Annotated in this window: 29 protein-coding genes and 1 pseudogene; 16 read left to right on the forward strand and 14 right to left on the reverse strand. The window is 68.3% G+C overall.

What is annotated here, in order from left to right; translation table 11 throughout:
- The first annotated feature begins 2 nt into the window (after nt 1–2).
- On the forward strand, nt 3–1,106 hold the full coding sequence (locus ABZ803_RS00465) for a CapA family protein (RefSeq protein ID WP_357030773.1): 1,104 nt from the start codon (nt 3–5) through the stop codon (nt 1,104–1,106).
- Here ABZ803_RS00465 and ABZ803_RS00470 read toward each other — a convergent pair.
- Together ABZ803_RS00470 and ABZ803_RS00475 are read right to left on the reverse strand one after the other, a co-directional pair.
- Nucleotides 1,087–1,650: pseudogene (locus ABZ803_RS00470) on the reverse strand (phosphoribosyltransferase); the annotation flags it as partial. The gene ABZ803_RS00465 and the pseudogene ABZ803_RS00470 overlap by 20 nt on opposite strands.
- Nucleotides 1,651–1,848: 198 nt before the next feature.
- The gene (locus ABZ803_RS00475; RefSeq protein ID WP_357030775.1) at nt 1,849–2,607 is read right to left on the reverse strand and encodes a hypothetical protein; all 759 of its coding nucleotides are present in this window, start codon (nt 2,605–2,607) and stop codon (nt 1,849–1,851) included.
- A 552-nt stretch (nt 2,608–3,159) separates the two neighbouring features.
- Here ABZ803_RS00475 and ABZ803_RS00480 point away from each other — a divergent pair.
- The 5 genes from ABZ803_RS00480 (at nt 3,160) to ABZ803_RS00500 (ending at nt 5,792) form a co-directional block, all read left to right on the forward strand.
- Nucleotides 3,160–3,327: a hypothetical protein gene (locus ABZ803_RS00480; protein ID WP_169332575.1), complete on the forward strand. Its 168-nt coding sequence runs from the start codon at nt 3,160–3,162 to the stop codon at nt 3,325–3,327.
- A gap of 255 nt (nt 3,328–3,582) precedes the next feature.
- Nucleotides 3,583–4,341, forward strand: coding sequence for an NAD(P)H-binding protein (locus ABZ803_RS00485; RefSeq protein WP_357030778.1), 759 nt, complete (start codon nt 3,583–3,585; stop codon nt 4,339–4,341).
- 87 nt (nt 4,342–4,428) lie between these two features.
- Nucleotides 4,429–4,983, forward strand: a complete 555-nt coding sequence (locus ABZ803_RS00490; protein WP_357030781.1) for a class I SAM-dependent methyltransferase — start codon at nt 4,429–4,431, stop codon at nt 4,981–4,983.
- A gap of 9 nt (nt 4,984–4,992) precedes the next feature.
- Entirely contained in the window at nt 4,993–5,418 is a 426-nt protein-coding gene (locus ABZ803_RS00495) for a MerR family transcriptional regulator (RefSeq protein WP_357030784.1), read from the forward strand.
- Between the two features lie 173 nt (nt 5,419–5,591).
- The gene (locus ABZ803_RS00500; RefSeq protein WP_040866820.1) at nt 5,592–5,792 is read left to right on the forward strand and encodes a hypothetical protein; all 201 of its coding nucleotides are present in this window, start codon (nt 5,592–5,594) and stop codon (nt 5,790–5,792) included.
- A gap of 48 nt (nt 5,793–5,840) precedes the next feature.
- Here the strand turns inward: ABZ803_RS00500 and ABZ803_RS00505 are convergent, their stop codons facing one another.
- Nucleotides 5,841–6,119, reverse strand: coding sequence for a hypothetical protein (locus ABZ803_RS00505; protein WP_040866913.1), 279 nt, complete (start codon nt 6,117–6,119; stop codon nt 5,841–5,843).
- Between the two features lie 181 nt (nt 6,120–6,300).
- Between ABZ803_RS00505 and ABZ803_RS00510 the strand changes: the two genes are divergently transcribed.
- Nucleotides 6,301–6,585, forward strand: coding sequence for an ANTAR domain-containing protein (locus tag ABZ803_RS00510; RefSeq protein WP_357030787.1), 285 nt, complete (start codon nt 6,301–6,303; stop codon nt 6,583–6,585).
- Nucleotides 6,586–6,699: 114 nt separating this feature from the next.
- Here the strand turns inward: ABZ803_RS00510 and ABZ803_RS00515 are convergent, their stop codons facing one another.
- The gene (locus ABZ803_RS00515; protein ID WP_357030790.1) at nt 6,700–7,464 is read right to left on the reverse strand and encodes a trans-aconitate 2-methyltransferase; all 765 of its coding nucleotides are present in this window, start codon (nt 7,462–7,464) and stop codon (nt 6,700–6,702) included.
- Nucleotides 7,465–7,620: 156 nt separating this feature from the next.
- Here ABZ803_RS00515 and ABZ803_RS00520 point away from each other — a divergent pair, with 156 nt between their 5' ends.
- Together ABZ803_RS00520 and ABZ803_RS00525 are read left to right on the forward strand one after the other, a co-directional pair.
- A complete protein-coding gene (locus ABZ803_RS00520) occupies nt 7,621–7,812 on the forward strand; it encodes a hypothetical protein (protein ID WP_040866818.1) in 192 nt (63 codons plus the stop codon).
- A 73-nt stretch (nt 7,813–7,885) separates the two neighbouring features.
- Nucleotides 7,886–8,332 (forward strand): nuclear transport factor 2 family protein, encoded by a 447-nt coding sequence (locus ABZ803_RS00525; protein WP_357030794.1) that lies wholly within the window; start codon nt 7,886–7,888, stop codon nt 8,330–8,332.
- A gap of 30 nt (nt 8,333–8,362) precedes the next feature.
- Here ABZ803_RS00525 and ABZ803_RS00530 read toward each other — a convergent pair whose 3' ends face one another.
- Nucleotides 8,363–9,670 (reverse strand): glycosyltransferase 87 family protein, encoded by a 1,308-nt coding sequence (locus ABZ803_RS00530; RefSeq protein WP_357030797.1) that lies wholly within the window; start codon nt 9,668–9,670, stop codon nt 8,363–8,365.
- A 167-nt stretch (nt 9,671–9,837) separates the two neighbouring features.
- Here ABZ803_RS00530 and ABZ803_RS00535 point away from each other — a divergent pair, with 167 nt between their 5' ends.
- Both ABZ803_RS00535 and ABZ803_RS00540 read left to right on the forward strand, forming a co-directional pair.
- On the forward strand, nt 9,838–10,467 hold the full coding sequence (locus ABZ803_RS00535) for a UdgX family uracil-DNA binding protein (protein ID WP_357030800.1): 630 nt from the start codon (nt 9,838–9,840) through the stop codon (nt 10,465–10,467).
- Between the two features lie 31 nt (nt 10,468–10,498).
- Nucleotides 10,499–10,891, forward strand: a complete 393-nt coding sequence (locus ABZ803_RS00540; RefSeq protein WP_357030803.1) for an ankyrin repeat domain-containing protein — start codon at nt 10,499–10,501, stop codon at nt 10,889–10,891.
- Between the two features lie 5 nt (nt 10,892–10,896).
- Here the strand turns inward: ABZ803_RS00540 and ABZ803_RS00545 are convergent, their stop codons facing one another.
- Nucleotides 10,897–12,270 (reverse strand): FAD-dependent oxidoreductase, encoded by a 1,374-nt coding sequence (locus ABZ803_RS00545; protein ID WP_357030806.1) that lies wholly within the window; start codon nt 12,268–12,270, stop codon nt 10,897–10,899.
- A 152-nt stretch (nt 12,271–12,422) separates the two neighbouring features.
- Here ABZ803_RS00545 and ABZ803_RS00550 point away from each other — a divergent pair, with 152 nt between their 5' ends.
- The gene (locus ABZ803_RS00550) at nt 12,423–13,985 is read left to right on the forward strand and encodes an amino acid permease (RefSeq protein WP_357030809.1); all 1,563 of its coding nucleotides are present in this window, start codon (nt 12,423–12,425) and stop codon (nt 13,983–13,985) included.
- A 77-nt stretch (nt 13,986–14,062) separates the two neighbouring features.
- Nucleotides 14,063–14,770, forward strand: a complete 708-nt coding sequence (locus ABZ803_RS00555) for a hypothetical protein (RefSeq protein ID WP_062969150.1) — start codon at nt 14,063–14,065, stop codon at nt 14,768–14,770.
- A gap of 16 nt (nt 14,771–14,786) precedes the next feature.
- Here ABZ803_RS00555 and ABZ803_RS00560 read toward each other — a convergent pair whose 3' ends face one another.
- Entirely contained in the window at nt 14,787–15,278 is a 492-nt protein-coding gene (locus ABZ803_RS00560) for a carboxymuconolactone decarboxylase family protein (protein WP_357030813.1), read from the reverse strand.
- A complete protein-coding gene (locus ABZ803_RS00565; RefSeq protein ID WP_357030816.1) occupies nt 15,275–16,357 on the reverse strand; it encodes a dihydrodipicolinate reductase in 1,083 nt (360 codons plus the stop codon). The genes ABZ803_RS00560 and ABZ803_RS00565 overlap by 4 nt, the downstream gene beginning before the upstream one ends.
- 447 nt (nt 16,358–16,804) lie before the next feature.
- Between ABZ803_RS00565 and ABZ803_RS00570 the strand changes: the two genes are divergently transcribed.
- The 3 genes from ABZ803_RS00570 to ABZ803_RS00580 all read left to right on the forward strand — a co-directional run bounded on the left by ABZ803_RS00570 (nt 16,805) and on the right by ABZ803_RS00580 (nt 21,290).
- The gene (locus ABZ803_RS00570; RefSeq protein WP_357030819.1) at nt 16,805–18,949 is read left to right on the forward strand and encodes a hypothetical protein; all 2,145 of its coding nucleotides are present in this window, start codon (nt 16,805–16,807) and stop codon (nt 18,947–18,949) included.
- Nucleotides 18,950–19,251: 302 nt separating this feature from the next.
- Nucleotides 19,252–20,064, forward strand: a complete 813-nt coding sequence (gene erm, locus ABZ803_RS00575) for a 23S ribosomal RNA methyltransferase Erm (protein WP_357030822.1) — start codon at nt 19,252–19,254, stop codon at nt 20,062–20,064.
- A 62-nt stretch (nt 20,065–20,126) separates the two neighbouring features.
- Nucleotides 20,127–21,290: a lactate 2-monooxygenase gene (locus tag ABZ803_RS00580; protein WP_357030825.1), complete on the forward strand. Its 1,164-nt coding sequence runs from the start codon at nt 20,127–20,129 to the stop codon at nt 21,288–21,290.
- Nucleotides 21,291–21,388: 98 nt separating this feature from the next.
- On the opposite strand, the gene thpD is transcribed toward ABZ803_RS00580, so the two are convergent.
- From thpD to ABZ803_RS00610, 6 genes are all read right to left on the reverse strand, one after another.
- Nucleotides 21,389–22,294 (reverse strand): ectoine hydroxylase, encoded by a 906-nt coding sequence (gene thpD, locus ABZ803_RS00585; RefSeq protein ID WP_357030828.1) that lies wholly within the window; start codon nt 22,292–22,294, stop codon nt 21,389–21,391.
- An 8-nt stretch (nt 22,295–22,302) separates the two neighbouring features.
- Entirely contained in the window at nt 22,303–22,701 is a 399-nt protein-coding gene (locus ABZ803_RS00590; RefSeq protein ID WP_040866808.1) for an ectoine synthase, read from the reverse strand.
- Complete coding sequence (ectB, locus tag ABZ803_RS00595; RefSeq protein ID WP_357030831.1) at nt 22,698–23,975, reverse strand: diaminobutyrate--2-oxoglutarate transaminase; 1,278 nt, start codon at nt 23,973–23,975, stop codon at nt 22,698–22,700. The genes ABZ803_RS00590 and ectB overlap by 4 nt, the downstream gene beginning before the upstream one ends.
- A complete protein-coding gene (ectA, locus tag ABZ803_RS00600) occupies nt 23,972–24,430 on the reverse strand; it encodes a diaminobutyrate acetyltransferase (RefSeq protein WP_245548964.1) in 459 nt (152 codons plus the stop codon). The genes ectB and ectA overlap by 4 nt, the downstream gene beginning before the upstream one ends.
- A 227-nt stretch (nt 24,431–24,657) precedes the next feature.
- The gene (locus ABZ803_RS00605) at nt 24,658–25,767 is read right to left on the reverse strand and encodes an ATP-binding protein (protein WP_357030834.1); all 1,110 of its coding nucleotides are present in this window, start codon (nt 25,765–25,767) and stop codon (nt 24,658–24,660) included.
- Complete coding sequence (locus ABZ803_RS00610) at nt 25,754–26,464, reverse strand: response regulator transcription factor (protein ID WP_040866806.1); 711 nt, start codon at nt 26,462–26,464, stop codon at nt 25,754–25,756. Before ABZ803_RS00610 ends, ABZ803_RS00605 begins: the two co-directional genes overlap by 14 nt.
- Nucleotides 26,465–26,639: the final 175 nt, after the last annotated feature.

Genomic DNA, 26,639 nt, shown 5'->3' on the forward strand with positions numbered 1-26,639 from the left:
CTATGGCGACCGTGCTGCTGGGCGGCGACGTCATGCTGGGGCGGGGTGTGGACCAGATCTTGCCGCACCCCGGCAACCCGAGGCTGCGCGAACGATATGTCAACGACGCGCGAACCTACGTCGAGTTGGCCGAACGCGCGTACGGCGAGTTCACCCATCCGGTCGACTACCGGCAACTGTGGGGTGATGTCCTGCCCATCCTCGCCCGGATCGCCCCCGAGGTGCGGTTGCTGAATCTGGAGACCTCGATCACCGCGGACGGCGCGTTCGCGCCCGCGAAAGGCATCCACTACCGGATGCATCCGGACAACATGCCCGCGTTGACCGCGATCGCACCGGTGGTCTGCGCGCTGGCCAACAATCACGTCCTCGATTTCGGGATCCCCGGGATGGCCGACACCCTCGCGGCACTCGACGCCGCGAATATCGGCCGCGCCGGGGCCGGGGCGGACCTGGCGGGTGCCCGTGCGCCCGCCACGGTGGAACTCACCGATGGTCGCCGCGTGGTGATCGTCTCGGTCGCCGCCGGGTCGAGCGGGGTGCCGGAATCCTGGTCGGCACGCCGCAACCGGCCGGGGCTGTGGCGAGTGGGCTACTCTCCCGGGGCCGCGGCCGCCGAGGATGTCGCGGACGAGGTGGCGGCACACAAGCGCGACAACGATATCGGCATCGTCTCCGTGCATTGGGGACCGAACTGGGGTTACGAAGTCACGCGAACCGAAAGACAGTTCGCGCATCGATTGATCGACGCCGGAGTCGACGTGGTGCACGGGCACTCCGCCCATCACCCGCGTCCGATCGAGATCTACCGCGGCAAACCGATCCTGTACGGGTGCGGCGACGTCATCGACGACTACGAAGGCATCCGCGGCCACGAGCGTTACCACGCGGACCTGCATCCGTTGTATCTGGTTTCACTCGATACCGGCTCGGCGGAGGTCCGGCTGATTCCGCTGCGCGTGCGGCATATGCGCCTGGAATGGGCTCCGCGCAGCGAATCCCGCTGGTTGTGCGAGAAGATCGAGGACATCAGCCGTGGCTTCGGCACCCGCGTAGCGCCCCGATCCGACGGTCTGCCGGTGGTGGTCAGTGCAGCACGACGGTGAGATGGCGGTGGAACCACTGGACCGCCAGGTCGGCGACTTGTTCGAGTGCGCCGGGTTCCTCGAACAGATGTGTCGCGCCAGGGACGATGTCCAGCTCGCTCGGACACGGCATCCGTAGCTGGGACTCCCTGTTGACCTCCAGTACCCACTTGTCGTCACCGCCCACGATGAGCAACGTCGGTGCGCGGACCGACCCCAGGCGCGGCCCCGCCAGGTCCGGTCGACCGCCCCGGGAGACGACCGCCGCGATCTCGGTCCCGGGTTCCGTCGCCGCCCACAGTGCGGCGCCCGCGCCGGTGCTCGCCCCGAAATATCCGGTCGGCAAGCCGCCGACGTCCGGCCGCGTCCGTAACCAGTGGGTCACCTCGACAAGGCGATGTGCCAGCAGCGGAATATCGAAGACGCGCGCGCGGTCGCCCTCCTCCTCGGCGGTCAGCAGATCGACCAGCATCGTCGCGAACCCCGCCCGGTTCAGTTCCGCGGCGACGAACCGGTTTCGCGGACTTCGCCTGCCGCTGCCGCTGCCGTGCGCGAAGGCGATCAGGGCGGTGCTGTCCGGTGGCACGGCCAGTATCCCGGCCGGTCGGGCGTATTCCGACGGCACGATGACTTCTTCTGTCCGCGTCGGGAACCGGGGTGCGGACGGCATCGAACACCTCCTGGTATCCGGGGTACTCCACGGGCCCGTCGTGCGCAAGGGGAGGAATCGCCGGACGGTTCGGCTACCGCCGACAGCCGACGGTTATTCCGTGTCTTCGGGTTCGGCCGATGGCTTCGATGAAATGACCTGGACACGCCACGGGACAGTGAAAAGACCGCCGGATCTGTTGCGGATCCACTGGGCGAGCGCGGCTACCGCCGAGCCGAGCGACGTCGCACCCGCGATCAACGCCCACGGCGTCAGACCCGCCGACGAGTACGCGACCTGCCCGATTCCCGGCACGACGAGCCTGCCGTTGCCGAACGCCCAGCTCATCAGCGATCCGATCTGGCCACCGAGATCCGTACGGCGTCCGACCATGGCCTTCATGTCACCGCCCTTGCTGTTGATGTAGAGCACGGTGAACAACACGAGCAGCGCGGAGACCAGCGAGGCCAGCGTCGCAAGCCGACTGAGGGCGACGAGGCGCAGACGCAGGTTGATGACGATCACCAGAATCGTGATGACGATGGCGGCACAGGCCAGCAGGGCCCAGAAGCCGGTGATCTGAGCGGGACGCGGGCCCGAGCGGGACCAGACATTCATGAATCGTGTGGTGATCTGCATCCGGCCGAACGCGTTGGTGCTCACGCTGCCATCCGCGCCGCGCGCGGTCATCCACGGCTGGAACAGCAAAATCAGCGTCACGAGGCTGCCGACCGCGGCCCAAACATAGCCCCAATACCCGCGCAGCGCGACCGAAATCGCCTTTGCCGGTACGGCGCCCCTCTCCGCCCAGTTCTGCTTGGCGGGCTGGCCGTCTGGAGTTTCCTTCGACTGCCAGGGCGTTGGCTGCACCATTGTCTCAGTTTAGGGTCGCGCAACCGTCCGATTTCGGGCACGGCTCACCGCCAGTGGGAAGTGCCGCAATGCGGCCGCCGACCCACCGACGGAGAGTTCCGGCTTCTGGCGGCGACGGCATCGGACCGGGGGCGGACCCCGGGCTGAAACGGTACGGCACAGGCGCAGGCCGCAGCGGTCAGGTAACGATCCCCGTTATCGGGCGTCGCCCCTTCGCCGATCAGCCGTCCACCGACGCGACCGCGGCAGCCGCACCGACCGGAGACCGTCGCGCACACGCCACCACCTGCCGACGCCGGTCTCCATTGTGCAAACATCCGCGTGTGCTCATGGGCGTGCACAATTAGGGCACGACGTGGGGACCTAGAAATCTTTCGGTATGTTTCGGACCAGAATTCGGGTCCACTACCCCGAAAAACGCACCAATGGTGATCTTCCTGTTACGCAACGCCGTGGACCTTGACATTTCTTTGCCTGGTGTTCACCGGCCTTAAGGTGAAGCATGAAATCCGTGAGTCAGAGATAAGTTTCCCTCGAGTCAAAGGATGCGCAATGACCACCAGAATCACAAAAGTTCTCGCCGCGACCGCAATGGCCGTTTCCGTGGGTGTCCTCGCGGCTCCCGCCGCTTCCGCCGAAACGCCGTCGGATCTGGCGACGCCGGTTTGGGGCTCCGTCGTGCTCTGCTTCCCGCTCGGCAGCGTCGTCTGGTGCATCTGACAGCGCCTGGTGCGCGGCCGCGCCGAGGCGAGGCGGGTCGCACTCCTCGGCCCGAAGCCTCTTCCCATCCCGACAACCGGTGATGTCCCGCCGGCTCCGGCACGAATCGAAGTAGGGAGGCACAGCACAGCAGTGGCCGCCGCACGTGGATCGACCGTCGCGGCGGCACTCTGACGCACGCCCCTTGTGTCACACCCCGCCTCGCCGCTTCGTCCACTCGTTGAACCAACGAGACGCGAGACGAAGGAGTAGGCGATGCGGATAGCGGTCATCGGTGCAAGCGGGCGGATCGGCCGGGACGTGATCGACGTCTTGGCGAACCAGGGTCACGAGGTCGTACGGATCAGCCGAGCGACCGGTGTGGACGTCTACACCGCAGACGGTTTGGCGGGGGCGCTGACCGGGGTGGATGTCGTGATCGACGCGGTGAACGCCACGACCACCGAGACCCATGCGGTGACCGATTTCTTCCGCACCATCGCGCGCAACGTGCAACAAGCGGCGGCCTCGGCCGGGGTGCGCCGGATCGCGGTGGTCTCCATCATCGGCATCGATTCCTTCACCGCCGGGCACTACGCCGGAAAACTCGCCCAGGAGAACGCCTACCTCGAAGGTCCGGTGTCCGTGCGGATCCTCCGTGCGGCCCAGTTCCACGAATTCACCGAGATGATGCTCGACTGGACCACTCGCGGTGACACCGCTTACGTCCCGAAGTACCGGGCTCAGCTCGTCGCCGCCCGAACCGTCGCCGAGCATTTGGTGCGACTGGCCGTCGCGGAGACTGCGCCCGAGCGCGTCGAGATCGCCGGGCCGGAGGAGTTCGACCTTGCCGCGGCCGTAGCCGAGGTGGCCGCCCGGCGGGGCGAACCGGCTCGGGTGGAAGAGATCGTCGACACCGGGGACCCGGATCACGAATTGCTGGCCGGTGGCGCGCTCTTGGCCGGGCCGGGCGCGATCATCGCCGGCCCTACGTTCGAGCAGTGGCTCGAGCAGAAGTACCCGGCAGAGCCGTAACCTGCGCGCACAGACCGCGGGCTCGCTTTCCCTTGACTTCAGGTCGACCTCAACTCGCAAGCTGAACGCACTGCGAGAGAGGAAAACATGACAACGTTCGGAGAAAAGCAGAGCCGAGCCTACGACCAGCGGGCTTCCCGCCTGCTCGGGGGTCTGTACCGGCGGATCGCCGCCGACATCGACGCCGCGGCGCGACCGGGCGCGGGCATACTCGACGTCGGGACCGGGCCGGGAAAACTGCTGGCGCAGATCCATTCTCGACGCCCGGACCTGCGGCTGCACGGCGTGGACCTGTCACCGCACATGATCGACCTCGCCGATTCGGCGCTACCCGGTGGCGCGGCGGAACTCTCGGTGGGTGACGTCGCCGCGCTGCCCTACCCCGACGACAGCTTCGACGTGGTCGTCTCGAGCCTCAGCATGCACGAGTGGCCGGAGGTCGACCGCGCGAGCACCGAACTGGCACGCGTGCTGCGCCCCGGCGGCACCGCGGCGATCTACGATTTCCGGTTCGTGCGCTCGGCGGCCGCGCAGAGCGCGTTGCGCCGGTCGTTCGAGGCCGCGACGGTACGGCGGGAGCCGGTACGTCCGCGGTGGCATCCGATCGGGCTGTACATGCGGCTCACCGCCCGCGCCGCCTAGAGTGCGGGTATGGCGGGCGGTGACATGTCCATCGGTGAACTCGCGGCGCGCTTCGGTCTGGCACCCCACGTGCTGCGGCACTGGGAGGAGGTGGGATTGCTCGCGCCGCGGCGGGACGGCGCGGGCCGGCGTCGATATCACGACGACGACGCGGAGAGCGTGGCGATGATCCTGCTCGGCAAGCAAGTTGGTTTGTCGCTGGAGGAACTCGCCGCGCTGTTCACCGGGGCGTCCGACCGGGCCGCTCGCCGCGAGCTGTTGCGTGCGCATCGCGCTCGGCTCGTCCGTCGTATCGCCGCGGCCACCGCGGCGCTGGAGACCGTCTCGCACGCTCTCGATTGCGCCTCCGAGGACTTTCGCGAATGCCCGCACTTCCAGGCCGAGGTTGCCGACGCGCTCGCGCTGGTCACGAACCGGTCAAGGCGGCGAGGGTAAATCGTTATGGCGCACCGATTTCCGCTTTGACGACGGAGTTTGCGGCCGCGGGGTCGGTGCGCTGCGCTTCGGTGGCGACCGAAGGGTTCTGCGTCCGCTTTCTCGGATTAGGATCGATTCCTGCGAACCGTCACACAGCAGCCAGTGACACTTCGACTCGATAGAGGTGCCCCGTGAGCAGAACAATTCGAATTCCCGCGGCGGAACTCGCCGATCATGTAGGCGAATCCGTCGTCGGGTACGGCACCCTCACCCAAGCGGGAGTGGTCCAGCCGGGCGGCGACCTCGTGGTCGCGGTTTTCGGCGTGGAGACCAATCGGCGCGAGAAATCTTTCACGCCAGGTCAATTGGTGGAACTGGAGGTCACCGAATAACCGCGGCCACGGACGGATCGTCGCTCCCGTCGCACCGCGCAGTCCGGCTCACCCGATCAGCGCGTTCATGATCGTTCCCGCACTGGTGGCGATGACGCCGCCGAGCATGCCGCCCGCGACCATTTTCGCCGACGCGAGCGGACCGCCGTTCCACTTCTCCCAGGCGAATCTTCCGCCTGCGTAGGCGATTCCGGTGACACCAGAAAGAATCACGAACCAGGTGAAATACCGGAACAGCTGGAGAATTTTTTCCGAGTTCGGCGGAGCTTCGGGGACCGGGTCGTCCACCTGAGCCAGAAGAAATGCTTCGACTGCCGTATGGATCATCATTGATCTGTCTCCATCGCGTTTCCGCAGGACGAGTTATACGCAATCGATATGACGTTCGAAGTATCGCGATCCACGCGGCCCGCGTCAACCCTCCCCCGGGGCCGAGGACATCAGCGGTGTCGTCGTTCCTCCCGCCGCGAGGCCGTGTCAGACCACCGCGAGCGGGTAGAGCGTCACTGTGAGCGACGACGGTGACGGCATAGCAGCCGGGGATCTCGATCCGGTAGCCGCCCGGGCGGTGATCGAACAAGCCAAGGGCGCGGTGATGCTGGTCTATGGCCTCGACGCCGACGAAGCGTTCGCCATTCTGCGCGTTCGATCCCAGGAAACCAACACCAAGCTGCGGGTTCTCGCCGCCAACGTAGCCGCGGAGCTCCCATCGATCGGCGTTCCCGCGGTGTCCGGCGCACTGCGCGACCGCGTCGACCGGCTGCTGTCCACAGCGCACGAGCAAGCCCATTGACGCACCGGCGCACCGGCGAGAGCACGCACAACCGGGCCGGCGCGGCGAGCAGCTCCGACGCCGGACGCGGACACCTGATTGTCCGGTCTCGTCCGCAGCCGCCGACGCGTCCGGTTACCGCTTCCGGGCGACGACGAAGACCCGCCGGAACGGCAGCCAGGTCGTGCCGTCGGCGCGCCGGGGATAGGCGCTGCGCAGCAGCGGAGCGAGTTGTGCGGTGAACTCCCGCCACCGCGGGTCGTCGAGCGCGCCGCGCACGGGCCGCAGCGCCGTGCCGGAGACCCACTCGAGCACCGGATCGTCACCGGTCAGGCGCTGCAAGTAGGTCGTTTCCCAGGCGTCGACCGCCGCACCCGCGGCGGTGAGCAGGTCGGCGTATCCGGCGGGATCGAGCACCGCTCGCGGTTCGAGGATGCCCGCTCGGCCGAGGCGGTCGCGCCACTCGTCGCGGGCGGCCACTCGACGGATCGCCCGATGGGAGGGCGCGTCGAAGTTGCCGGGCACCTGAACGGCCAGGAACGCGCCCGAGGACAGCGCGCGCATCCACCGCACCAGCAGGTCGGGGTGGCCGGGCACCCAGTGGAGGACCGCGTTGCACACGACGACATCGGTGTTCGGGCCCGGCTGCCACTCTTGCACCGCGCCGAGCGTCGCATCGATGCCGCGCTCACGCGCGGCCGCGACCATCTCCGGCGAGGAGTCGAGCGCTCGCACGATCGCCTCGGGCCAGCGACGCGCGAGAACGGCCGTGAGATGCCCGGGACCGCAGCCCAGATCCACGATTTCCCGCGGCCGGGCCGCCGTGACCCGGGAGAGCAGGTCGAAGAAGGGCCGGGACCGGTGGTCGTCGAACGCGAGGTATTGCTGGGGATCCCACATCGGCCACTCCGAGACGCGCTACCAAACCGTACGTACGTACTGTACGCCCGTTGGCCGGAGCCGTGCGCCGGAATGCCTGACCTGCGAACACGCCGGGCTGGAAAACCGACTATCTATCACGGTTTCGTAACGGCACGCTCTGGGTATTACATAGCTATGACGGATCACCGACCAACCCGGATCGCCGGTGTGGAACCGGGAACCGGCGCGCTCGCTTTAGCCACGTGCCTTGCCTTTTCCATCGGCATCGCGACGATCACCCAATCCGCGTTCACCACCCTGGTGGCGTGCGTGAGCATTGTGGCGGGGCTCACGCTGGTACTGAACATCCTGCCGCACCGGGCGTAACCACACGGCCCCTTGCCTCGCACGCCGAATCCTGGTGGCATCTACCGGGTATCGACGTCAATCGGAGGCAGGCATGCTGTCGTTGCAGGAGATTTCGGATCGACTCGAGATCGAAGACCTGATGGTGCGGTATTCGCACGCGGTCGACACTCGGCAGTGGGACCTGCTGGACGAGGTGTTCACCCCCGACGCGCACATCGACTACTCGGCCATGGGCGGCTCGGTGGGCGATCTGGCGGCAACGAAGGAATTCCTCGCCTCCGTCCTCCCGAACTTCCCGGCCTTCCAACATCTGATCAGCAACTCGTCCATCACGGTCGACGGTGACACGGCCACCGGGCGGACGATGTGCCACAATCCGATGCTGGTGTCCGGCGGTGACGGGCCGCCGACGATGATGCTGTGCGGACTGTGGTACCTGGACACCTTCGTCCGCGCGGACGGACACTGGCGCATCAAGAAGCGCGTCGAGGAGAAGAGCTTCCTGTTCGTCGCGCCGTCCGCGCCGGGCATGGGCTGACGCGGCGAGAGGTAGCCGCCGCTCGCCGGCTCAGCGTGCGCTCAACGCCGAAGGCGTGGCATCGGAGGCGTGAACCGGTTCGTCCGGTACCGGTTTCGCGACCCGTGCGACGCTGCGCCTGCTGCCGATCAGGAACAGCACGACGAGCACCACGCTGAACCAGACGTAGGTGTTGCCGATGAAGTGCTGCCAGGGCGTCCACGCGGTCTCCCGGTGCTCGCCGTCGGGCAGCCAGTTGTGCGGGCCGATGACGAACACCGCGGCGGTGACCACGAACGTCACCCACCAACCGATCGCCCGCCGGACGGGCAGGCGGGTCGCGTACCCGACGACCGCGAACAACGCGGGCGCGATCCACACCCAGTGGTGCGACCAAGAGATCGGCGAGACCAGCAGCGTGAAGACGGCGTTGAGGGCCAGTGCGAGCGCGGGCAGGTCGGCGGCCCGGCGCATCGCGGTGACGACCAGCGCCAGCACCAAGGCGCCGAGCACCAACCAGATCGCGGTGAAGGCGGGCTCCGGCACTTCGAACCTAGCGAACACCGCTTGAATCGACTGATTGGTGTGGAATGCCGAGCCGCTCAGCCCGGACACGTTGCCGAGACCGCCGAACCAATACTTGACGGATTCCTTCGGCAGGATCGCGAAGCCCAGCGCCGTCGCGGCCGCACCGGTGACCGCGGCGGTCACGGCCGCACGGTAGTCCCGGCGGACCAGGAAGTAGAGCACGAACGCCGCGGGTGTCAGCTTGATCGCGGCGGCGAGGCCGATCAGCATGCCCCGGGGCCAGCGCGGCTTGTGGGTGAGGCAATCCGCCGCGACCAAAGCCATCAGCAGCAGGTTGACCTGACCGAAGTCCAGCGTGGAGTGGATCGGCTCGAGCAGCAGTCCCAACGGAGTGGCACACCCGGTGGCCCAGACCGCGAGACCGCGCTGCGACTCGTGTGGCCATACCCGCCGCGCCACCAGATAGAGCGTGAGAGCGAGCGCGGCCACCGAGGAGACGAAGAAGCTCGGGGCGGCCACGTCCCAGGGCAGCATCGCGAACGGGCCGAGCGCGAGCGCGGCGAACGGCGGGTAGATGAACGGCAGACCCGCCCCGATGGTGGTCTGCGGCAGTTGCCCGTACATGTCGGCGCCGTGCCGCATGGCATCCACGCCCAGCCGATACACCTGCAGATCGATGAACCCGCCGGTGATCTTATGGAACGGACCGACCGGTGTCAGCAGACAGAATGCGGAGAACGCGATCGAGAGGACCGGCGCCAGCCGAAGCACACGCCCGAGTCGACGGTTCTGGGACATCGGCGTTGCGGCGGGGGCGGTGACACTACTCATCCGCGGCGACTATACCGACCCATGCCCGGCCGTTCAGCATGTGGGAGGGAGATTCGCGACCGGCGCGTGATGGCCGTGGAAACGGGTAAGCCGCCAGCAGCATCGGTCGGCGGAGGAGGTCGGTGAATGGCGGTCGCAGCCCCGCGAAGGGCAGGAGGAGAACAGCGATGAAGGCGCCCGGCGCCGCGACGTTCGTCCCCGAGGACGCGGACTTGGCGCGGCTGCGCGCGGCGGCGTGCGATTGCCGTGGCTGCGATCTCTACCGCCACGCCACGCAGACGGTCTTCGGTGCGGGTCCCCCGGACGCGGATGTCGTGCTGATCGGTGAGCAACCCGGCGATCAGGAGGACGTGGCGGGGCAGCCGTTCGTCGGCCCGGCGGGACGGCTGCTCGACCGGGCGCTTGCGGACGTCGGCATCGATCGCGACGCGGTCTACGTGACCAACGCGGTGAAACACTTCAAGTTCGTCGAGCGCGGCAAACGACGAATTCACAAACAGCCCGGCCGTACCGAGGTGGTCGCCTGCTCGGCATGGCTCGACGCCGAACTCGGATTGCTGCGGCCGCGATTGGTGGTGTGTCTCGGGGCGATCGCCGCGCAGGCGCTGCTGGGCCCTTCCTTCAAGGTCAGTGAACGCCGCGGCGAAGTCGTCGAGACAGCGGAGTTCCGCGCGGTCGCCACGGTGCACCCGTCGTCGGTGCTGCGCGCGCCCGACCGCACCGCGGCCTACGATGCGTTCGTCGCCGATCTGCGCATAGTGCGCGAACAACTGGGAAAGCCCGCGGCAACGCACTGACCGGGGCGCGGCCCGGGAGAGGAGTGAGCGGATGAGCGCCGAGGAGATCGATCCGGAACTGCTCGAACTGGCCGGCAAGGTGTTCGACTTCGCTCGCCGAGGTGACTCCGCGCGGCTGGCCGCCTATGTGGACGCGGGCGTGCCGGTCGACCTCACCAACGACGCGGGCGACACGCTGCTCATGCTCGCCGCCTACCACGGGCACACCGAGGCCGTGGTGGCGCTGCTGAAGCGGTCGGCCGATCCGAACCGCGCGAACGACAAAGGCCAAACCCCGCTGGCGGGGGCGGTTTTCAAGGGCGAGACCGAGATCGTCCGGCACCTCACGGCGGCCGGAGCCGACCCCGACGCGGGCACTCCGTCGGCCCGCGACGCCGCGGTCATGTTCGGCAAGAACGAACTGCTCGAACTCTTCGGCGCCTGAGCGCGCTACCGGCGCTCGCGCACGGCGCCGACGGCTTTGCGCGCGGCCACCAGGACCGGGTCCCACACCGGGGAGAACGGCGGCGCGTAGCCGAGGTCGAGCATCGTCATCTGCTCGACGGTCATCCGGGCGGTCAGCGCGACCGCCGCGATGTCGACGCGTTTGCCCGCGCCCTCGCGACCCACGATCTGCGCGCCGAGCAGGCGGCCGGTGAAACGCTCGGCGAGCATCTTCACCGTCATCGGCGCCGCGTCGGGGTAATAGCCCGCCCGGTTGGTGGCCTCCACCGTGACGGTCACGTACTGCAGACCGGCCGCCTGGGCGTCCTTCTCGCGCAGGCCCGTTCGGGCCACCTCGAGTTCGCAGACCTTGCTGACCGCGGTGCCCACGACGCCGGGAAAGATCGCGTATCCCCCGCCGATGTTCGCGCCGATGATCTGACCGTGTTTGTTGGCGTGGGTGCCGAGCGGAATGTGGCGTTCCCGGCCCGAGACCAGATCCAGCACCTCGACGCAGTCGCCGCCGGCCCAGATGTTCTCGTGCCCGCGCACCCGCATGGCGAGATCGGTCCGCAGCCCGCCGTGCTGCCCCAGCGGAAGTCCGGCGGCGCGGGCCAGTTCGGTCTCCGGGTGCACGCCGATGCCCAGCACCACGACGTCCGCCGGATATTCCGCGGCATCGGTGACGACCGCGGCGACCCGGCCGTCCTCGGCGGTCCGCAGCCCGGCCACTTCCGCGTCGGCGACGACCTTGATACCCATCCCGCACATCGCCTCGCGCACCAGCGCGCCCATGTCGGGATCGAGCGTGGACATCGGTTCCGGACCGCGGTTGACCATGGTGACGTCGTAACCGCGCCGGATGAGCGCCTCCGCCATCTCCACGCCGATGTAGCCCGCGCCCACCACGACGGCGCGGTTACCGCGCGCTTGCTCCAGCGTCCCGAGCAGCGCCTGCCCGTCGTCGAGGGTCTGCACTCCGTGCACACCCTGCGCGTCGATACCGGGCAGCGGTGGCCGGACCGGGCGCGCACCGGTGGCGATCACCAGTTGGTCGTAGGGCATCCACGCCGAGGCGCCGGTCTCCCGGTCGCGGTAGCGCACCCGGCCCGCGTCGACGTCGATCTCGGTCACCTCGGTGTACAGCCGCAGGTCGATCTCGCGGGAGCGGTGTTCCTCGGGTGTGCGGGCGATCAGGGCGTCCCGCTCGGCGACGTGTCCGCCGACCCAGTACGGAATGCCGCAGGCCGAGTACGAGGTGAAACCCCCGCGTTCGAAGACGACGATCTCCAGCGCACTCGCGTCCTTCATCCGGCGTGCCTGCGAGGCCGCCGACATGCCCGTCGCGTCACCGCCGATGACCACCAGTCGCTCGCTCATGGCCCTCACGCTACGTTCGGCGTCCCCTGAGCGGGCGCCGGGGCCGCCGTTTCGCGAATTCGCTGGTTGCCATGCGGTGGACCGGTCGGTACCGCACACTGATCTTCTGGCAAACGCGGTATGAGGGCAGCGTTTTCACCCGGGAGCACGATATGACCGACACCCGACCACCTTCCGACGACGAACGTCGGCTCGCCGAACTGGGCTACAAACAAGAACTCGCCAGGTCCTGGTCGGGCTTCTCCAATTTCGCCATCAGCTTCACCATCGTGTCCATCCTGACCGGCGGGTTGGCCAGCTACGGCATCGGTTTGGCAAACGGTGGCCCGATCACCATGTCCTGGGGATGGCCACTGGTCTCGATCATGGTGCTGTTCGTGGGGCTCGCCATGGCGGAATTGGCCTCCGCCTACCCCACCTCGGGCGGGCTGTACTGGTGGGCCGCCGAACTGGGCGGGCCGGTGTGGGGTTGGTTCACCGGGTGGTTCAACCTGATCGGACAGATCGCGGTCACCGCGGCGATCGATTACGGCGCGGCCATCTTCACCACGGTCGTGCTGAACGTCGTCGGGATCGAGATCGGCACCGACCGCACCGCGATCTTCCTGGTGTTCGCCGTCATTCTGGTCTTGCACGCGACCCTGAACGCGCTCGGCCCGCATCTGTCGGCGGTGATCAACAATGTGTCCGCGTGGTGGCACGTCGGTGGCGTGGCGATTTTCGTCGTCGTCCTCGGCTTCGGGGCGCGACACCACCAGAGCGCCGGATGGGTCTTCACCGAGACCGTCGACAACAGCGCGATCGGATTCGGCGGGGTCGCGTTCAGCTTCCTGCTCGGCCTGCTGCACGCGCAGTACACGTTCACCGGCTACGACGCTTCGGCGCATATGTCGGAGGAAACGCACGACGCGTCCCGGATGGCCGCCAAAGGGATCATCAACACGATCGTCGTATCGGCGATCGCCGGATATCTGCTCATCATGGCGGTGACGTTCGCCGTCCCGAATCTGGACGACGCGCTGGACCCGGAGAAGAACAGCGGTTATCCCGTCATCTATATCCTGGAGAACTCGCTGAGCGGGTTCTGGTCGGGGCTGCTGCTGATCATCGCGGCGGTCGCGCAATTGTTCTGCGGATATGCCTCGGTGACCTCCGCCTCCCGGATGCTGTTCGCATTCGCCCGCGACGGCGCGGTGCCCGGGTCGAAGTTCTGGTCGAGGCTTTCCCCGCGGAAGGTGCCGGTGCACGCCGTGCTGTTCATCTCGTTCTTCGCGTTCGTGCTGTTGATTCCCTCGATGCTGGTGCCCCCGGCGAACGCACCGACCGCGTATGCCGCGGCCACCTCGATCGCGACCATCGGGCTCTATATCGCCTACGGCATCCCGATCCTGCTGCGGCAGCGCCACGGCGCTCGGTTCCGCACCGGCCCATGGCAACTGGGGCGGTGGTACCGCCCGGTCGGATCGGTCGCGCTGATCTGGATCGCGCTGATCAGCGTGCTGTTCATCCTGCCCACCGACGCCCGCGGGTATCCGTGGCACAGTGATTTCACCTGGAGCACCGTGAATTACGCGCCGATCACGCTGGTGGGCGTGGTGGGCGCGATCGGCATCTGGTGGCTGGCGTCGGCCCGGACGTGGTTCACCGGGCCCAAGCGGACGGTGGACGAGCCTCCGGCCGCTCGACCGGAGGAGGAGACACCGGCCAAGGCCTGAGGCGGAACCCGGCACGGCGCGGCTTCCCGGTTCTGGCATGTCGAGTTTGTCGGTCTCGGTCGCTAGGGTGTGTCGGCATGGAAAGGACCGACCTGGTGCGTTTCTCGCCCGCCGGGAGAATTGTGTTCCCGGGAAATCCGTGGCCGGAAGGGCACGCGATCGAAGAGTTCGCGTGGACCGGCCGCATGGACCAGGCCGGCAGCCTGTGGTTCGATCTGCATCTGCGCTCCGCGGCGTACAACGCCGAACGCGACGCCACTGACGACGAGGACAACGGCGAGAGCTGGATGTCGCCGATCACCTGGCAGAACTATCACAGCTGCACGCTGTCGTCCACGTACTGGGGCGAAGACGACGCCACCGGGCTGCGCGCCGCGGCCCCGGGCCGCCCTTTCCTGCTGAGATCCGAACAGCCGCAACGTCTCACGGTCGATCCACTGCCCCTCGCGCACGCCGACGATGTCGAATGCCTGGCGTTCAACATCTATCTGCTCGGGCACGACTCCGTCGCCGACCAAGAGGTGTTCTTCACCCGGCGTCCCGACGGCAGGCACGACATCGACTGGCAGGGCCGCATCGCGCTGACCTACGCGGGTCACGTCGAATTCCGGTACCGATTCCGGGCCCGCATATCCGGCGCGACCCTCGAATACATCCGTTTTCCGGCGGAGATCTCGGCGGATCGAGCGCTCCGTCAACTCGGCGCCGTGCTGGACGCTCCCGAGGAGTTCGAACTGGGTTTGGTCGACGGGCAGCCGGCGTGGGTGTCGAAGATACCGACTTAGCTTCTCCTGCGCCGATTCATCGGCCGGCGGAATGATCGGGCAGCACGCAGACCGCATCGAGGCCGAGCACACGATTCAGGCGGCCGAAAGCGAGCCACGAGCCGATGCTCATGCTCAGTTCCACCACTTCCACCTGGGTGTAGTGGGCGAACATCCGGTTCCAGAACTCTTCGTCGAGATTGTGGTGGTCGGTGGCGTAACGTTCGGCGTATTCGGCGGCGAGCCTGGTGCGTTCGTCGAAGGCGTCGGTGGTGCGCCACTGCGTGACCGCGTCGGCGAATTCCGGCTCGACTTTGGCGCCGTCCCGTTCGGTGCGCCAGTCCATGCAGAACAGGCACCCGTTGAGCTGGGCGATGCGCAGCCGCGCGGCCTCGAATTCACGCAGGCCGAGCGTGCTGTGCGAGTACACCGACAGCGAGAAATTCGAGGCGGCGACGCCGATGCCGGGAACCATTTCGCCCCAGACGTAGCCGATCGGATCCTTGCCCTCGGGGACGTCGATGATCATGCGTGCTTCCTTCCGAGTTTGCCTGCCGCGGGACGCAGCGGGATGTCCAGTGCGTCGTAGAGTCCGGGCCGCGCGGCGATCAGCCAGTCGATGGCGCCGACCAGGCGGCCGACGGCCGTGGCGTTCCCGCCCGCGGAGCGGTTGCCGTCTTCGTCGGTGGCCTCGACGGTCACCTCGATGCGCGGGTGACCCTCGATGATCACCCGGTGCGCACCCGCGCCGCCGTCGGCCGGTGTGGGCCAATCGGGCGCACAGGAGGGATGGATTCGGGTGACGTGCTCGATGATCAGCCGCGGCTGCCCATCGACGATGCCCTGGACTTCGAATCGCACGGCGCCCTGCGTGCCCGCCGCGAACTCGCCCATGGATGTCGTGGTGACGGTCGCGTCCAGGGCACGCCGGTCCAGCGTCTCGCGGATCTCGTCGAGTTCGGCACCGAGCGCCCGTGCCATGAGCCGGATCTGCCCGCCCCACACCATCGTCGGCACCGACGGCGCGAGCATCGGCGGCTGGTAGTCCATCGGCTGGCCCATGCCGACCAGGTAGCGCACCGAGTCCGGCTGGTCGTAGGTGGAGTAGTCGAAGATCTCCTGACAGCGGATCGTCTCCACGGTGCCGCCGAGTCCGCTGATCAGCAGGGGCAGTACATCGTTGCCCCAACCGGGGTCGATACCGGAGACGAACAGCGAGCCACCGCCCTCGGCGATCGCGGCCAGCACCGGGTCGCGGACCTCCGGCGGTGCGTTGCGCGGATCGTAGAGGGCGTAGAGCGCCGGGGTGACGACCACCGCGCCCGCGCGGAGTGCGCGCAGGATATCGGTGAGCGCGTCGTCGGGACGGATATCGCCGGAGGCCGCGTAGACCACCGCGTCCGGGTGCGCGTCGAGAACGCCGCCGACGTCGTCGGTGGCCGGAACGCCGAGGTCATGGCCGAGGCCGCCGAGTTCGCCCGCGTCGCGGCCGATCTTCGCCGGATCGTGTACGAGCACCCCGGTCAAACGCAGCGCCGGGTGCGCATCGACGGCTCGGATGGCCGCCCGGCCGACATTGCCGGTCCCCCAGACCACCGTGGAGATCATCGATCGAGCGTAGCAAGCGCTTGGTCGCCTGTTCGGCGTTCCGTGGAAGCGCTTCCGGCGAGACGACGACTCCACGGCGCACCCCGCCCCGCCGGTTCCGGAACGACGGTCGCCGCGGACCCTTCGCCCGGGAAAGCGGGGCGCCGATGTGAACGAGCGCTTCGCCGACGCGTGACGCACAGTGGCGAGTCCCCGAAGCGGGCCGCCCACCTGCCGGATGACCGCCCACAGCACTTGCGACCCAGCTCATCACGCGATCACCTGCCGACCACGGCGCGTTGCGCACCATTGGGAAATGAGACGAACCCCCCGGTAGCGTTGAGCCTCGGGGCATTACCTACGGCCGAGGGATTGCAACGCAGTCATGGTTCGCGGCGAGTACGGTATACCCCGCCGCCCGGCGCGGGGGCGGCGGTCGGGATCGGGTGGAAAGGCAGGCGCGCGACAGTGAACGAGCGGTATTCGTCGTGGGCTGCCCGGAATACGCCCGAAGAGCTGCCGCTGGCCGCGCGCTACCAGAGCGCCGACCCGATCCGCTGGCACGGCAGCATGGTCTACCCGATGTACACCGAGCAGGTCGGTCCCGCACCCACCACCGTCACCTTGACGATGATCTCGGCGGCGCCACCCGCCGGACTGCGCGGGCTCGGAATGGGGCTCTCGGTCGTCGACGGCTACCTGGACCTGCACGGACGTTCACTCGCCGGCGTCGACGCGTGGAGCGACGCGCTGGCCGCGGGTGTGAGCTTCGACGTCACGCCCGCCGCGCCGGTGACCCTGGTGACGCTGACACCGGTCTGGGTGGACGAATTCGGCACGCAGAAGTCCTGGGCGGGCAACTACGGCATCGTTGTCGAGCACCGGCCCAACGGTCGCGTCGTTTTGTGGTGCAGCATCGGCGAGGGACCGCCGAACTTCGCGAACCTGGTGGTGGAAGTCTCCACCGCTCCCACACCTGTCGCGGCGGAGCCGCCGGCGACCGCCACCCCGGCGGCGGCTTCGATCGGCATGAGCCCGCCCGCCTCGCTTCCCGCTTCCCCGGCGGGTCCGCCCACCGCGCCGACCATGCCGGTTCCGCGGATCGACGCCACTGCGGCCGCATTCGAACCCGCGGCTGCGGCCGAATGGCTTGCCGCCGATCCGTCCGCGGCCGTGGGTGGCGGGAACGGACAAGCGTCCCAGAGCACGCCACCCCAGCGATCGGGCAGCCTTTTCCTGAATCTGCAGTCGTCCCGCGCCGCACGATCCACTCCGGAAGCCCCACACTCCGCTTCCGGCTCCCGCAGCCCGGACAACCCGCACCCGGCGCCGCGCCCGCTCGCCGGACAATCCGTGACCGACGCCGCCCACAGTGGTCCCGTTCCACCCGCCGCCGACAGCCGGTCGAAAGCGAAGGGCGACCCGCAGAATCCGCAAGCGCAGGCCGAAGTACCCGCGCACGGTCTTTACATCCGTCCACGCACCGAGAGATCTGCGGCGGACTCCTACGGCGCGTTCGGCCCCCCGGTCGCGCATACGCATCCGCCCGGAGACCCGGCACGCCCGGCAACCGGCAATACGCCACCCGCCCCGGCATTCCCGCCCATCCCTCGCCCCGCGGCCGACGGGACGCGCACCGGATCCAGCCCGCTGGTCGCGAACCCCTGGAGCGCACCGGACCCCTTTCACGCCTTCGCCCGCAACGGCAGGCACACCCGGTCCCAGGCGGAGATTTCGCCTCCCGCTTCGGTACCTGCGCAGGAAGATCCGCATCCCACCGAAGCCTCTCCCGGCTCGGCCACCACTCGACCGGCGACGGAAGGGCCACACAGCGATTCCAGCTCGCCGGTCGCGGACCCCGGGACCGCGGCGGCCCCATTTCGCGCATTCGAGCCAGTCGGCACGCACGCGAAATCCGCGGCGGACACTGCGCTCGCCGGTCCCGGCACTGCGAAGCCGGATCCCGCACCGGGCGTCTCGAAATCTTCCGGCGAGCCGGTGTCGCGGACGACGCCGCCCGCAGCGAATACACCGGCCCCGGAGATCGGCCCGCCCGTGCCGAGCACCTCCTCCGGCGCACCCGCGGGCACGGTGCGGGAGGCCGGCCGCCCGGAGATCGGCCCGCCGGTGACGAGCACCCCTCCCGAGGCGAGTACGCCGATCGCCGCGCCCGGCATCCTTCCCGACGCCGCGCCTGCTCCGGACGGACTCCCGCGGCTCGCCGAGCACTCTGCGCCGGTCGATGCGCCGCGGCGGTCGAGCGAGCCGACGCAGTCCGGCGATCCCGGATATCGTGGTGCGCTCTACGACCTGGGCGTAGCGATGTACCGCAGGGGCGAGGAAGACCAGGCGTGCGGGTTGTGGGCGCAGGCCTCGGAGGCCGGGCACGCCGGCGCCGCATACGAACTCGGCATGGTTCGACTACGGCGCGGCGATCCGGTCGGAGCCGAATCCTGGTGGCGCACCGCCGCCGACCGCCGCGAGCCGCGCGCCATCGCCGAACTCGCCGATCTGCTCGACCAGCTCGGCAAACACGCGGAGGCCAAGTCTTGGCGGACATTCGCCGCCGAGCTGCAAGACCCGGACGTGGTCGGTCAGCCGACATCCCTCTGAATCCCGGCCCGCCCGCCTCGCGATCCCGCGGGAAAAGAAGTGGCACCTGGAAGCGCGGATGTCGTACGTTGCGGGACATGTGTGGCAGTCCTGGCGTGAACGGAGCGTACGCGGTCGGCGCGTATCACATCCGGCTGCGTACGGAGGCCCGGGCTGTGCCGGCGCACCGTACCGCTCCGATCTCCTGATCCGTTCGAGCGGAATCCGTATCGGCCGATAGCGGCCGCGGGGTTCTTCGTGCCCTGGCATGGGTCCGGGCGAATCGACCTTCCCGATTCGACCACTCCGTTCGGAGGACACCCATGTCCCACCATCGTTCCCTTTCGCGTGCCCGCGGCGGCGCGGCCGTCTCCTCGAACACGCGAAAACTGCTGTCGCAGAATTTCCTCACCGATATCGGCGCCGCCCGGCTGATCGTGCGCGCTTCCGGCATCACCGCCGAGGATCTCGTCCTCGAAATCGGACCCGGTGACGGCATGCTGACCAGGCAATTGCTCAAGGCGTGTGGACGGGTGCAGGCCTACGAGAAGGATCCGCGCTACGCGGCACTGCTGCGCCGCCGCTACGCCGACGATCCGCGAATTCGGTTGTATCACCGAGATGTCCGCAAGGTGTGCCCGCCGCGTGAGCCGTTCGCGGTGGTGGCCAACGTGCCGTTCGGCAGCACGACCGACATCGTGCGCTGGTGTCTGGCCGCGCGAGGACTCACCTCCGCCACGCTGCTCACCCAGCTCGAATTCGCCCGCAAGCACTCCGGTGACTACGGGCGCTGGACCAAGCTCACCGTCGGCCACTGGCCGACGACGGCGATCGAGCTGGGCGCGCGCGTCGGCAGGCACAGTTTCCATCCGGTTCCGCGGGTGGATGCCGCCATCCTGCGGTTGCGCACCCGGCCGGTTCCGCTGCTGCCGCGCGAGCGGATCGGTGCGTACCGCAGATTGGTCGAGCTGGGTTTCTCGGGGGTCGGCGGCAGTGTGGCGGCGTCGCTGCGGCGGGAGTTCCCCGCCGGCGCGGTGCGCGGCGCCTGCCGGGCAGCCGGAATCTCGCTCGAACAGCCGGTGGGGCTGGTCTCTCCCGATCGCTGGCTGATCCTGTACAGGGCGCTGCGGGCGTGAGCCGGGCTCGCTACAGGAACGTATCGGATACATTCATGCATCGAGACGAGGACAGGAGCGGCGTGACCAACTTCGGCGACTATCAGAACGAGATCTATTTCCAGGGCCTCGGAGGTGTGCTGCCCGATTTCCCGATGACGTACGCCGAGCTGGAAGCGAAAGCCCAGGCGGCGCTACCTCCTGGCGTCTGGTCGTATGTGGCGGGTGGGGCCGGCGATGAACGCACCCAGCGTGCCAACGTGGCGGCTTTCGAGAAACTGGGCCTGGTCCCCCGCATGCTGCGCGCGAGCAAGACGCGAGACCTCTCGATCGAACTGTTCGGGATGACGCTGCCGACGCCGGTCTTCCTGGCCCCGGTCGGCGTGATCGGATTGTGCGCGCAGGACGGGCACGGTGACATCGCCACCGCGAAGGCCGCGGCGCGCACCGGCGTCCCGATGGTCGCCTCCACCCTCACCGTGGATCCGCTGGAACAGGTGGCGGCGGAGTTCGGTGACACCCCCGGAATGTTCCAGCTCTATACCCCCACCAACCGGGACCTCGCGCAGAGCCTGGTCCAGCGGGCCGAGGCCGCGGGCTTCAAGGCCATCGTGGTCACCTTGGACACCTGGGTGCCCGGCTGGCGCCCGCGCGATCTGGCGATCTCCAACTTCCCGCAGTTGCGGGGACACTGCCTGGCCAACTACTTCAGCGATCCGGTGTTCCGCGGCTTGCTGTCCAGTCCACCCGAGCAAGACCCGAAGACAGCCATCCTGACCTGGATCTCGCTCTTCGGCAACGCGTTGACGTGGGATGACCTGGCATGGCTCCGGTCGCTGACGACGCTGCCGCTCGTGCTGAAGGGCATCTGTCATCCCGACGACGCGCGGCGTGCCAAGGACGCGGGTGTCGACGGCATCTATTGCTCGAATCACGGCGGCAGGCAAGCCAACGGCGGTATCCCGGCGATCGAGCATCTGCCCGAGGTGGTCGCGGCGGCCGACGGTCTGCCCGTGCTGTTCGACTCCGGCGTCCGCACCGGCGCCGACATCGTCAAAGCGCTGGCGCTCGGTGCGACGGCCGTCGGGATCGGCCGTCCCTACCCCTACGGACTCGCCCTCGGCGGCGTCGACGGCCTCGTACACGTGCTGCGTTCACTGCTCGCCGAGGCGGACCTGCTGATGGCGGTGGACGGGTACCCGACGATCGCCGACCTGGGTCCGGAAGCGATCCGGCGACTTGCCTGACCCGTGGGTGCGCGAAGTCGGCGGCTGCCGTGCGAAACGCCCCGCGCGTGCGGGCCGCCCAGCGGTTGGGCGGGCCGCACGCGCGGGGCTGCTCCGGCTCAGGCCGACAGCGGCGTGAAGTCGCGGCTGCCGATGTAGCCCGGTCGCGGGGCGGGCGCGGCGAACGGTTCGACCAGCGTGTTGTGCACGCTGTTGAACACCACGAAGATGTTCGATCGCGGGAACGGCGTGATGTTGTTCGACGACCCGTGCATGAGATTGGAGTCGAACAGCAGCGCCGAACCCGCCCGGCCGGTGAACTGACTGATCCCGTAACGGTTCGCCAGCGCGGTGATGTCGTCGGTCGTCGGCACGCCGATCTCCTGCTCCTGCAACGACTCCCGATAGTGCTCGGCCGGGGTGCTGCCCAGGCACGGCACGAAGGTGTGGTGCGAGCCCGGCATCACCATGAGACTGCCGTTGATCGGGTAGTTGTCGGTCAGCGCGATCGACAGGCTCACCGCACGCGGCGCGGGCATGCCGTCCTCGGCGTGCCAGGTCTCGAAATCGGAATGCCAGTAGAACCCGGTGCCACGGAAGCCGGGCATGTAGTTCACCCGGCTCTGGTGCACGTACACCGGCGAACCCAGCACCTGCTCGGCGAGCCGGAGCACCCGCGGCTGACGCACCAGTTCGGCGATCGCCTCGCTCAGCTCGTGCACCTCGAAGACCGAGCGCACGCGGTTCGAGGACTTCTCCACGATGACCCGGTCGTCGTCGCGCAGGGCCGGGTCGTTCGCGAGCCTGCTGATCTCGCCGCTGAAGTGGGCCACTTCGTCGGGCGTGAGCAGCTGGTCCATGATGGCGAACCCGTCGGCGTCGAACGAGGCGAGTTCCGGGCTCTCGATCTCTCCCCACACCGCGGGGTCGGCGCGCTCCAGGTGCGGAGCGGGCGTGCCGAGACGGGTCGGGTAGCGATCGTAGCGAGCCGTCTCGGGCCGGGTTTCGGTGTGCTGCAGAACCATTGGTGTTCTCAACCTCCGATGTTCGCGGCGACCAGCGGGTAGACGCCGTTGCTGTCGTGAACCTCCTGCCCGGTGACCGGCGGATTGAACACGCACATCATCCGCATCGTGGTGCGCACTTCCAAGCGGTGCCGCTCGTGTCCGTCGAGCAGGTACATCGAGCCGGGTGCGAGCTCGTAGGTGACGCCGTTGTCCAGATCGGTCAGCGTGCCCTCGCCCTCGACGAGCCACACGGCTTCCACGTGATGCACATAGTGGAACTCGTGCACCGTCCCCGCGTCAATGGTGGTCTCGTGGAAGGAGAAGCCGACGCCGTCGCCGCCGAGGACGATGCGCTTGCTGCGCCAGCCCTCGCCCGCCACGTCACGCTCGGTGCCGGTGATCTCCGCGGTGCTGCGCACGATCATGCCATCGCCCCCATTCCGCCGCACACCGACTCGACGGCGCCGGTGAGGATCTGCAAACCCTGGTCGAGTTCCTGGTCGGTGACCGTCAGCGGCGGCAGCAGCTTCACCACCTCGTCGGTGGAACCGGAGGTCTCCACCAGCAGCCCGCGCTCGAAGGCGATCTGGCACACCTTGCCCGCCTGCGAGGGATCGTCGAACACCACGCCTTGCACCAATCCGCGGCCACGGGTCGAGACGCCGGGGAAGTATCCCGCGAGTTCACCGAGGGTGCGCGCGATCTTCTCGCCCTTGACCTCGGTCGCCTTCTGGAGGGCGTCGTCGGACCAGTAGTGGCGCAGGGCGGTCGTCGCCGTGACGAACGCGGGATTGTTGCCGCGGAACGTTCCGTTGTGCTCACCCGGCGACCACTCGTCGAGTTCCGGCTTGAACAGCACCAGCGCCATCGGCAGGCCGTAGCCGCCGATCGACTTCGACAGCGTGACGATATCGGGCGTGATGCCCGCGATCTCGAAGGAGAAGAACGGCCCGGTGCGGCCGCAGCCCATCTGCACGTCGTCGACGATCAGCAGGATCTCCCGCTCCCCGCACAGGCCGGCGAGGTGCCGCAGCCACTCGGCGCGGGCGACGTTGACGCCACCTTCGCCCTGCACCGTCTCCACGATCACCGCGGCCGGGCGGTCGAAGCCGGACGACGTGTCGTCGAGCACCTTCTCCATCCACTGGAAGTCGGCGGTCGTGCCGTCGAAGTAGCCGTCGTAGGGCATGTGCGCGGCGTGCACCAACGGCACACCGGCGCCCGCGCGCTTGGCCGCGTTGCCGGTCACCGACAGCGCGCCGAGGGTCATGCCGTGAAATGCGTTGGTGAAGCTGACGATGGTCTCGCGACCGGTCACCTTGCGCGCAAGCTTGAGCGCGGCCTCGACCGCGTTGGCGCCGGTGGGGCCGGGGAACTGGACCTTGTAGTCGAGTCCGCGCGGGGTGAACAGAGTGTCGCGCAACGTCTCCAGAAGCTCACGCTTGGCCGCGGTCGACATGTCCAGGCCGTGGGTGATGCCGTCGCTCGCGATGTAGTCCAGCAGCGAGCGCTTGAGCACGTCGTTGTTGTGGCCGTAGTTCAATGCGCCTGCGCCCGCGAAGAAGTCGAGGTACTCCTTGCCCTCCTCGTCGCGCAGCCAGCTGCCCTTCGCCGTGGTGAACACGGTGGGCCAGGCACGGCAATAACCGCGCACGTTCGACTCCAGGCTTTCGAAAACGGTGGTGTCGGCGTTGATCATCGGTGATCCTCCTCGGTGGTGCGGGCGGTCGGGGCGATGTGATACAGGTCTTCGGGTGCGTGGCTGTCGGGGAAGACGCCCGCGTCGAACAGGGGACGCTTGGTCAGATCCGCGCCCCGGGCCGCCGCCACCGACGTGAACAGGGCTATGGAACCTGCGTTGTCCGGTGAGATGGTCGTCTCGAGCACCGAGACGCCTTGCGCGGCAACACTGTTGAGCAACGTGTGGAGCAGCTCGGCGCCGATCCCGCGTCCGCGCTGCGAGCGGTCCACCGCGATCTGCCAGACGAAGACGGTGTCGGGCGCCTGCGGGCGGACGAATCCGATCACGTAGCCGACGACGCGGCCGTCCAGTTCGGCGACCACCGAGGTTCCGGCGAAATCGCGGCACCACATCAGGTACGCGTAGCTCGAATTGAGGTCCAGCACCGCGGAATCCTTCGCGATGCGCCACATCGGAGCGCCGTCGCTCAGGCGGGGCGTGCGCAGGACCACGGCGGGTCCGGCGTCCTTCCGAGACGGGGTGGCCCCGAGAGCGGCAGCGGCGTTGCCGACGCGCGATCGTTCGATCTCCGCTGGGGACAGGGTTGGCACTGACATACAACTCCCTCGTCGATCAGCCGTACTTATCCAGGCTTACGAAGCGACTTTGAGGTGAACCAGTCGACTTCTTTACGGTCGTATTACGGTTGGATGTCGCCGAGCCGGGGCAACCGCACGACGAATCGCGCGCCCCCGCCAGGGCGATCGGTGCAATGCACCCGGCCGCCATGCGTGGCGACCGTCTCGGCGACCAGCGCCAGGCCGATGCCCGTCCCGTCGGGCGAGCGGCGGCCACTGCGGGCGGTCGCGAAGCGTTCGAATATCCGGTTGCGATCCACGGGCGGTACTCCGGGGCCCGCGTCGTCGACGGTGAGCACGGCATCGGTGCCGTCGCGGTCGACGGTGACCGCGACCACACCGCCGCCGTGCCGGTCGGCGTTGTGCAGCAGGTTGGCCACCGCCCGCTCCAGCTCCACCTTGCGGCCGCGCACGGTGACGTCTTGGCGCACCGTGAGCAGCTCGCCCGGGTAGCGGCGATCGGCCAGGGTGTGAACCAGCAGGTCGCGCACCGACAGGGGCTCGGCGTCGCCGTGGTGCATCCTCGCCTCCACCCGCGCCAGGGCGAGTAGATCGTCCAGCAGCTTGCGCAGATGCTCGACTTCGGCGGTGACCAGGCCGAGCGCCCGCTGCGAGCGTTCCGGCAGATCGCCGCGATGCCGGTTGAGCACGTCGACGCCGGCCATCAAGGTGGTCAGCGGCGTACGCAGCTCGTGGCTGACATCACCGAAGAGCCGGTGCTCCCGTTCGATGCGCCGTTGCAGCGAGTCCACCATGGTGTTGAACGCCTCGACGGTGATCGCCAGGTCCTGGTCATCGGTGGCGGGCAGCCGCTGGTCGAGGTCGCCGGAGGCGATCCGCGCGGCGGTGCCCGCGAGCTGGTGCAGCGGGGTCAGCACTCGTCTGCTCGCCCACCAGCCGACCGCCGCGCCGATCAGGGTCACCCCCACGGCGCAGCCGATCAGCACATTGCGCAGTAGATCGAGATCGGCGTTGAGGTCTCCCGGCGATTCGCTGCCCGCGTGCGGTCGCTGCGCTTCCAGATAGCCGCGGCTGATCACGAACACCGACACGACCAGTACCAGCGACATCAGCGCGGCGATCGTCGCGAAGACGGCGGTCACCCGGGCGCGCAGGCTCCAAGCGTTCGGATTCCAGCGTTCGGCGTCGAGACAGCGCTCAGCGCCGCACATCGAGGCGGTAGCCGAGCCCGCGCACCGTCACCACGATGCGTGGATCGGACGGATCCCGTTCGATCTTCGTACGCAACCGGCGCATGTGCACGTCGACGATGCGCTCGTCACCGAAGAATCCGCGGTCCCACACGCGCTCGAGCAGCACCGTGCGGCTGAGCACCCGGCCCGGCGATTCGGCCAGCTCACACAGCAGACGGAACTCGGTGAGCGTGAGCCGGATCTCCTCGTCGCCGCGGCGCACCACGCCGCTGTCCTGAGCGAGGACGAGCGGAGCCGTGTCGTCGGCCTCGAGCACCATCTCCTGGGGGGTCTCCCGTTCGGCGGAAAGCCGGGACCGGCGGCGCACCGCGCGCATGCGGGCGGTGATCTCCTTGATCTCGAACGGCTTGGTGACGAAATCGTCGGCGCCGGCCTCCAGCGCGGCCACCACGTCGTGGGTGTCGTCGCGAGCGCTGACCACGATGATCGGGACGTCATGGTCGCGGCGGATCTCGCGGATACATTCGAAGCCGTCCATGCCGCCGAGCATCAGATCGACGATCATCACGTCGGGAACACCATTGCTGCGCAGATGAGTGAGCGCGTCCTCGGCTTCCTCCGCCTCGTCGACGTCGTACCCTTCATCTTCCATAGCGAGCCGCAACGCACCACGGACCCGGTCGTCGTCTTCCACGATCATCAGGTTTGCGCTCAAGACCCTATCCCTTGCAGACATGCGGAAGCGCGTCACGATGCGGACAACCGCATCCCCATACCGACGCGACCTTCCGCTTTTCGAGCAACCTTTGCTCGGCTTCGAGTACCCCGGTGCCCAGCCGGTAAACCTCCGGCAGACCGACGCGGGGCCTCCTCGTCCTTCCGTCGACGCT

This window comes from Nocardia sp. NPDC047648 (assembly GCF_040642815.1).
Lineage (GTDB): Bacteria > Actinomycetota > Actinomycetes > Mycobacteriales > Mycobacteriaceae > Nocardia > Nocardia gamkensis.

What these genes read in the sequence shown, in the direction of transcription:
- ABZ803_RS00465 (WP_357030773.1), top strand. Translation starts at nt 3, where the DNA reads ATGGCGACCGTGCTGCTGGGCGGCGACGTCATGCTGGGGCGGGGTGTG.
- ABZ803_RS00475 (WP_357030775.1), bottom strand. Translation starts at nt 2,607, where the DNA reads ATGGTGCAGCCAACGCCCTGGCAGTCGAAGGAAACTCCAGACGGCCAG.
- ABZ803_RS00480 (WP_169332575.1), top strand. Translation starts at nt 3,160, where the DNA reads ATGACCACCAGAATCACAAAAGTTCTCGCCGCGACCGCAATGGCCGTT.
- ABZ803_RS00485 (WP_357030778.1), top strand. Translation starts at nt 3,583, where the DNA reads ATGCGGATAGCGGTCATCGGTGCAAGCGGGCGGATCGGCCGGGACGTG.
- ABZ803_RS00490 (WP_357030781.1), top strand. Translation starts at nt 4,429, where the DNA reads ATGACAACGTTCGGAGAAAAGCAGAGCCGAGCCTACGACCAGCGGGCT.
- ABZ803_RS00495 (WP_357030784.1), top strand. Translation starts at nt 4,993, where the DNA reads ATGGCGGGCGGTGACATGTCCATCGGTGAACTCGCGGCGCGCTTCGGT.
- ABZ803_RS00505 (WP_040866913.1), bottom strand. Translation starts at nt 6,119, where the DNA reads ATGATCCATACGGCAGTCGAAGCATTTCTTCTGGCTCAGGTGGACGAC.
- ABZ803_RS00515 (WP_357030790.1), bottom strand. Translation starts at nt 7,464, where the DNA reads ATGTGGGATCCCCAGCAATACCTCGCGTTCGACGACCACCGGTCCCGG.
- ABZ803_RS00520 (WP_040866818.1), top strand. Translation starts at nt 7,621, where the DNA reads ATGACGGATCACCGACCAACCCGGATCGCCGGTGTGGAACCGGGAACC.
- ABZ803_RS00525 (WP_357030794.1), top strand. Translation starts at nt 7,886, where the DNA reads ATGCTGTCGTTGCAGGAGATTTCGGATCGACTCGAGATCGAAGACCTG.
- ABZ803_RS00530 (WP_357030797.1), bottom strand. Translation starts at nt 9,670, where the DNA reads ATGAGTAGTGTCACCGCCCCCGCCGCAACGCCGATGTCCCAGAACCGT.
- ABZ803_RS00535 (WP_357030800.1), top strand. Translation starts at nt 9,838, where the DNA reads ATGAAGGCGCCCGGCGCCGCGACGTTCGTCCCCGAGGACGCGGACTTG.
- ABZ803_RS00540 (WP_357030803.1), top strand. Translation starts at nt 10,499, where the DNA reads ATGAGCGCCGAGGAGATCGATCCGGAACTGCTCGAACTGGCCGGCAAG.
- ABZ803_RS00545 (WP_357030806.1), bottom strand. Translation starts at nt 12,270, where the DNA reads ATGAGCGAGCGACTGGTGGTCATCGGCGGTGACGCGACGGGCATGTCG.
- ABZ803_RS00550 (WP_357030809.1), top strand. Translation starts at nt 12,423, where the DNA reads ATGACCGACACCCGACCACCTTCCGACGACGAACGTCGGCTCGCCGAA.
- ABZ803_RS00555 (WP_062969150.1), top strand. Translation starts at nt 14,063, where the DNA reads ATGGAAAGGACCGACCTGGTGCGTTTCTCGCCCGCCGGGAGAATTGTG.
- ABZ803_RS00560 (WP_357030813.1), bottom strand. Translation starts at nt 15,278, where the DNA reads ATGATCATCGACGTCCCCGAGGGCAAGGATCCGATCGGCTACGTCTGG.
- ABZ803_RS00565 (WP_357030816.1), bottom strand. Translation starts at nt 16,357, where the DNA reads ATGATCTCCACGGTGGTCTGGGGGACCGGCAATGTCGGCCGGGCGGCC.
- erm (WP_357030822.1), top strand. Translation starts at nt 19,252, where the DNA reads ATGTCCCACCATCGTTCCCTTTCGCGTGCCCGCGGCGGCGCGGCCGTC.
- thpD (WP_357030828.1), bottom strand. Translation starts at nt 22,294, where the DNA reads ATGGTTCTGCAGCACACCGAAACCCGGCCCGAGACGGCTCGCTACGAT.
- ABZ803_RS00590 (WP_040866808.1), bottom strand. Translation starts at nt 22,701, where the DNA reads ATGATCGTGCGCAGCACCGCGGAGATCACCGGCACCGAGCGTGACGTG.
- ectB (WP_357030831.1), bottom strand. Translation starts at nt 23,975, where the DNA reads ATGATCAACGCCGACACCACCGTTTTCGAAAGCCTGGAGTCGAACGTG.
- ectA (WP_245548964.1), bottom strand. Translation starts at nt 24,430, where the DNA reads ATGTGGCGCATCGCGAAGGATTCCGCGGTGCTGGACCTCAATTCGAGC.
- ABZ803_RS00605 (WP_357030834.1), bottom strand. Translation starts at nt 25,767, where the DNA reads ATGTGCGGCGCTGAGCGCTGTCTCGACGCCGAACGCTGGAATCCGAAC.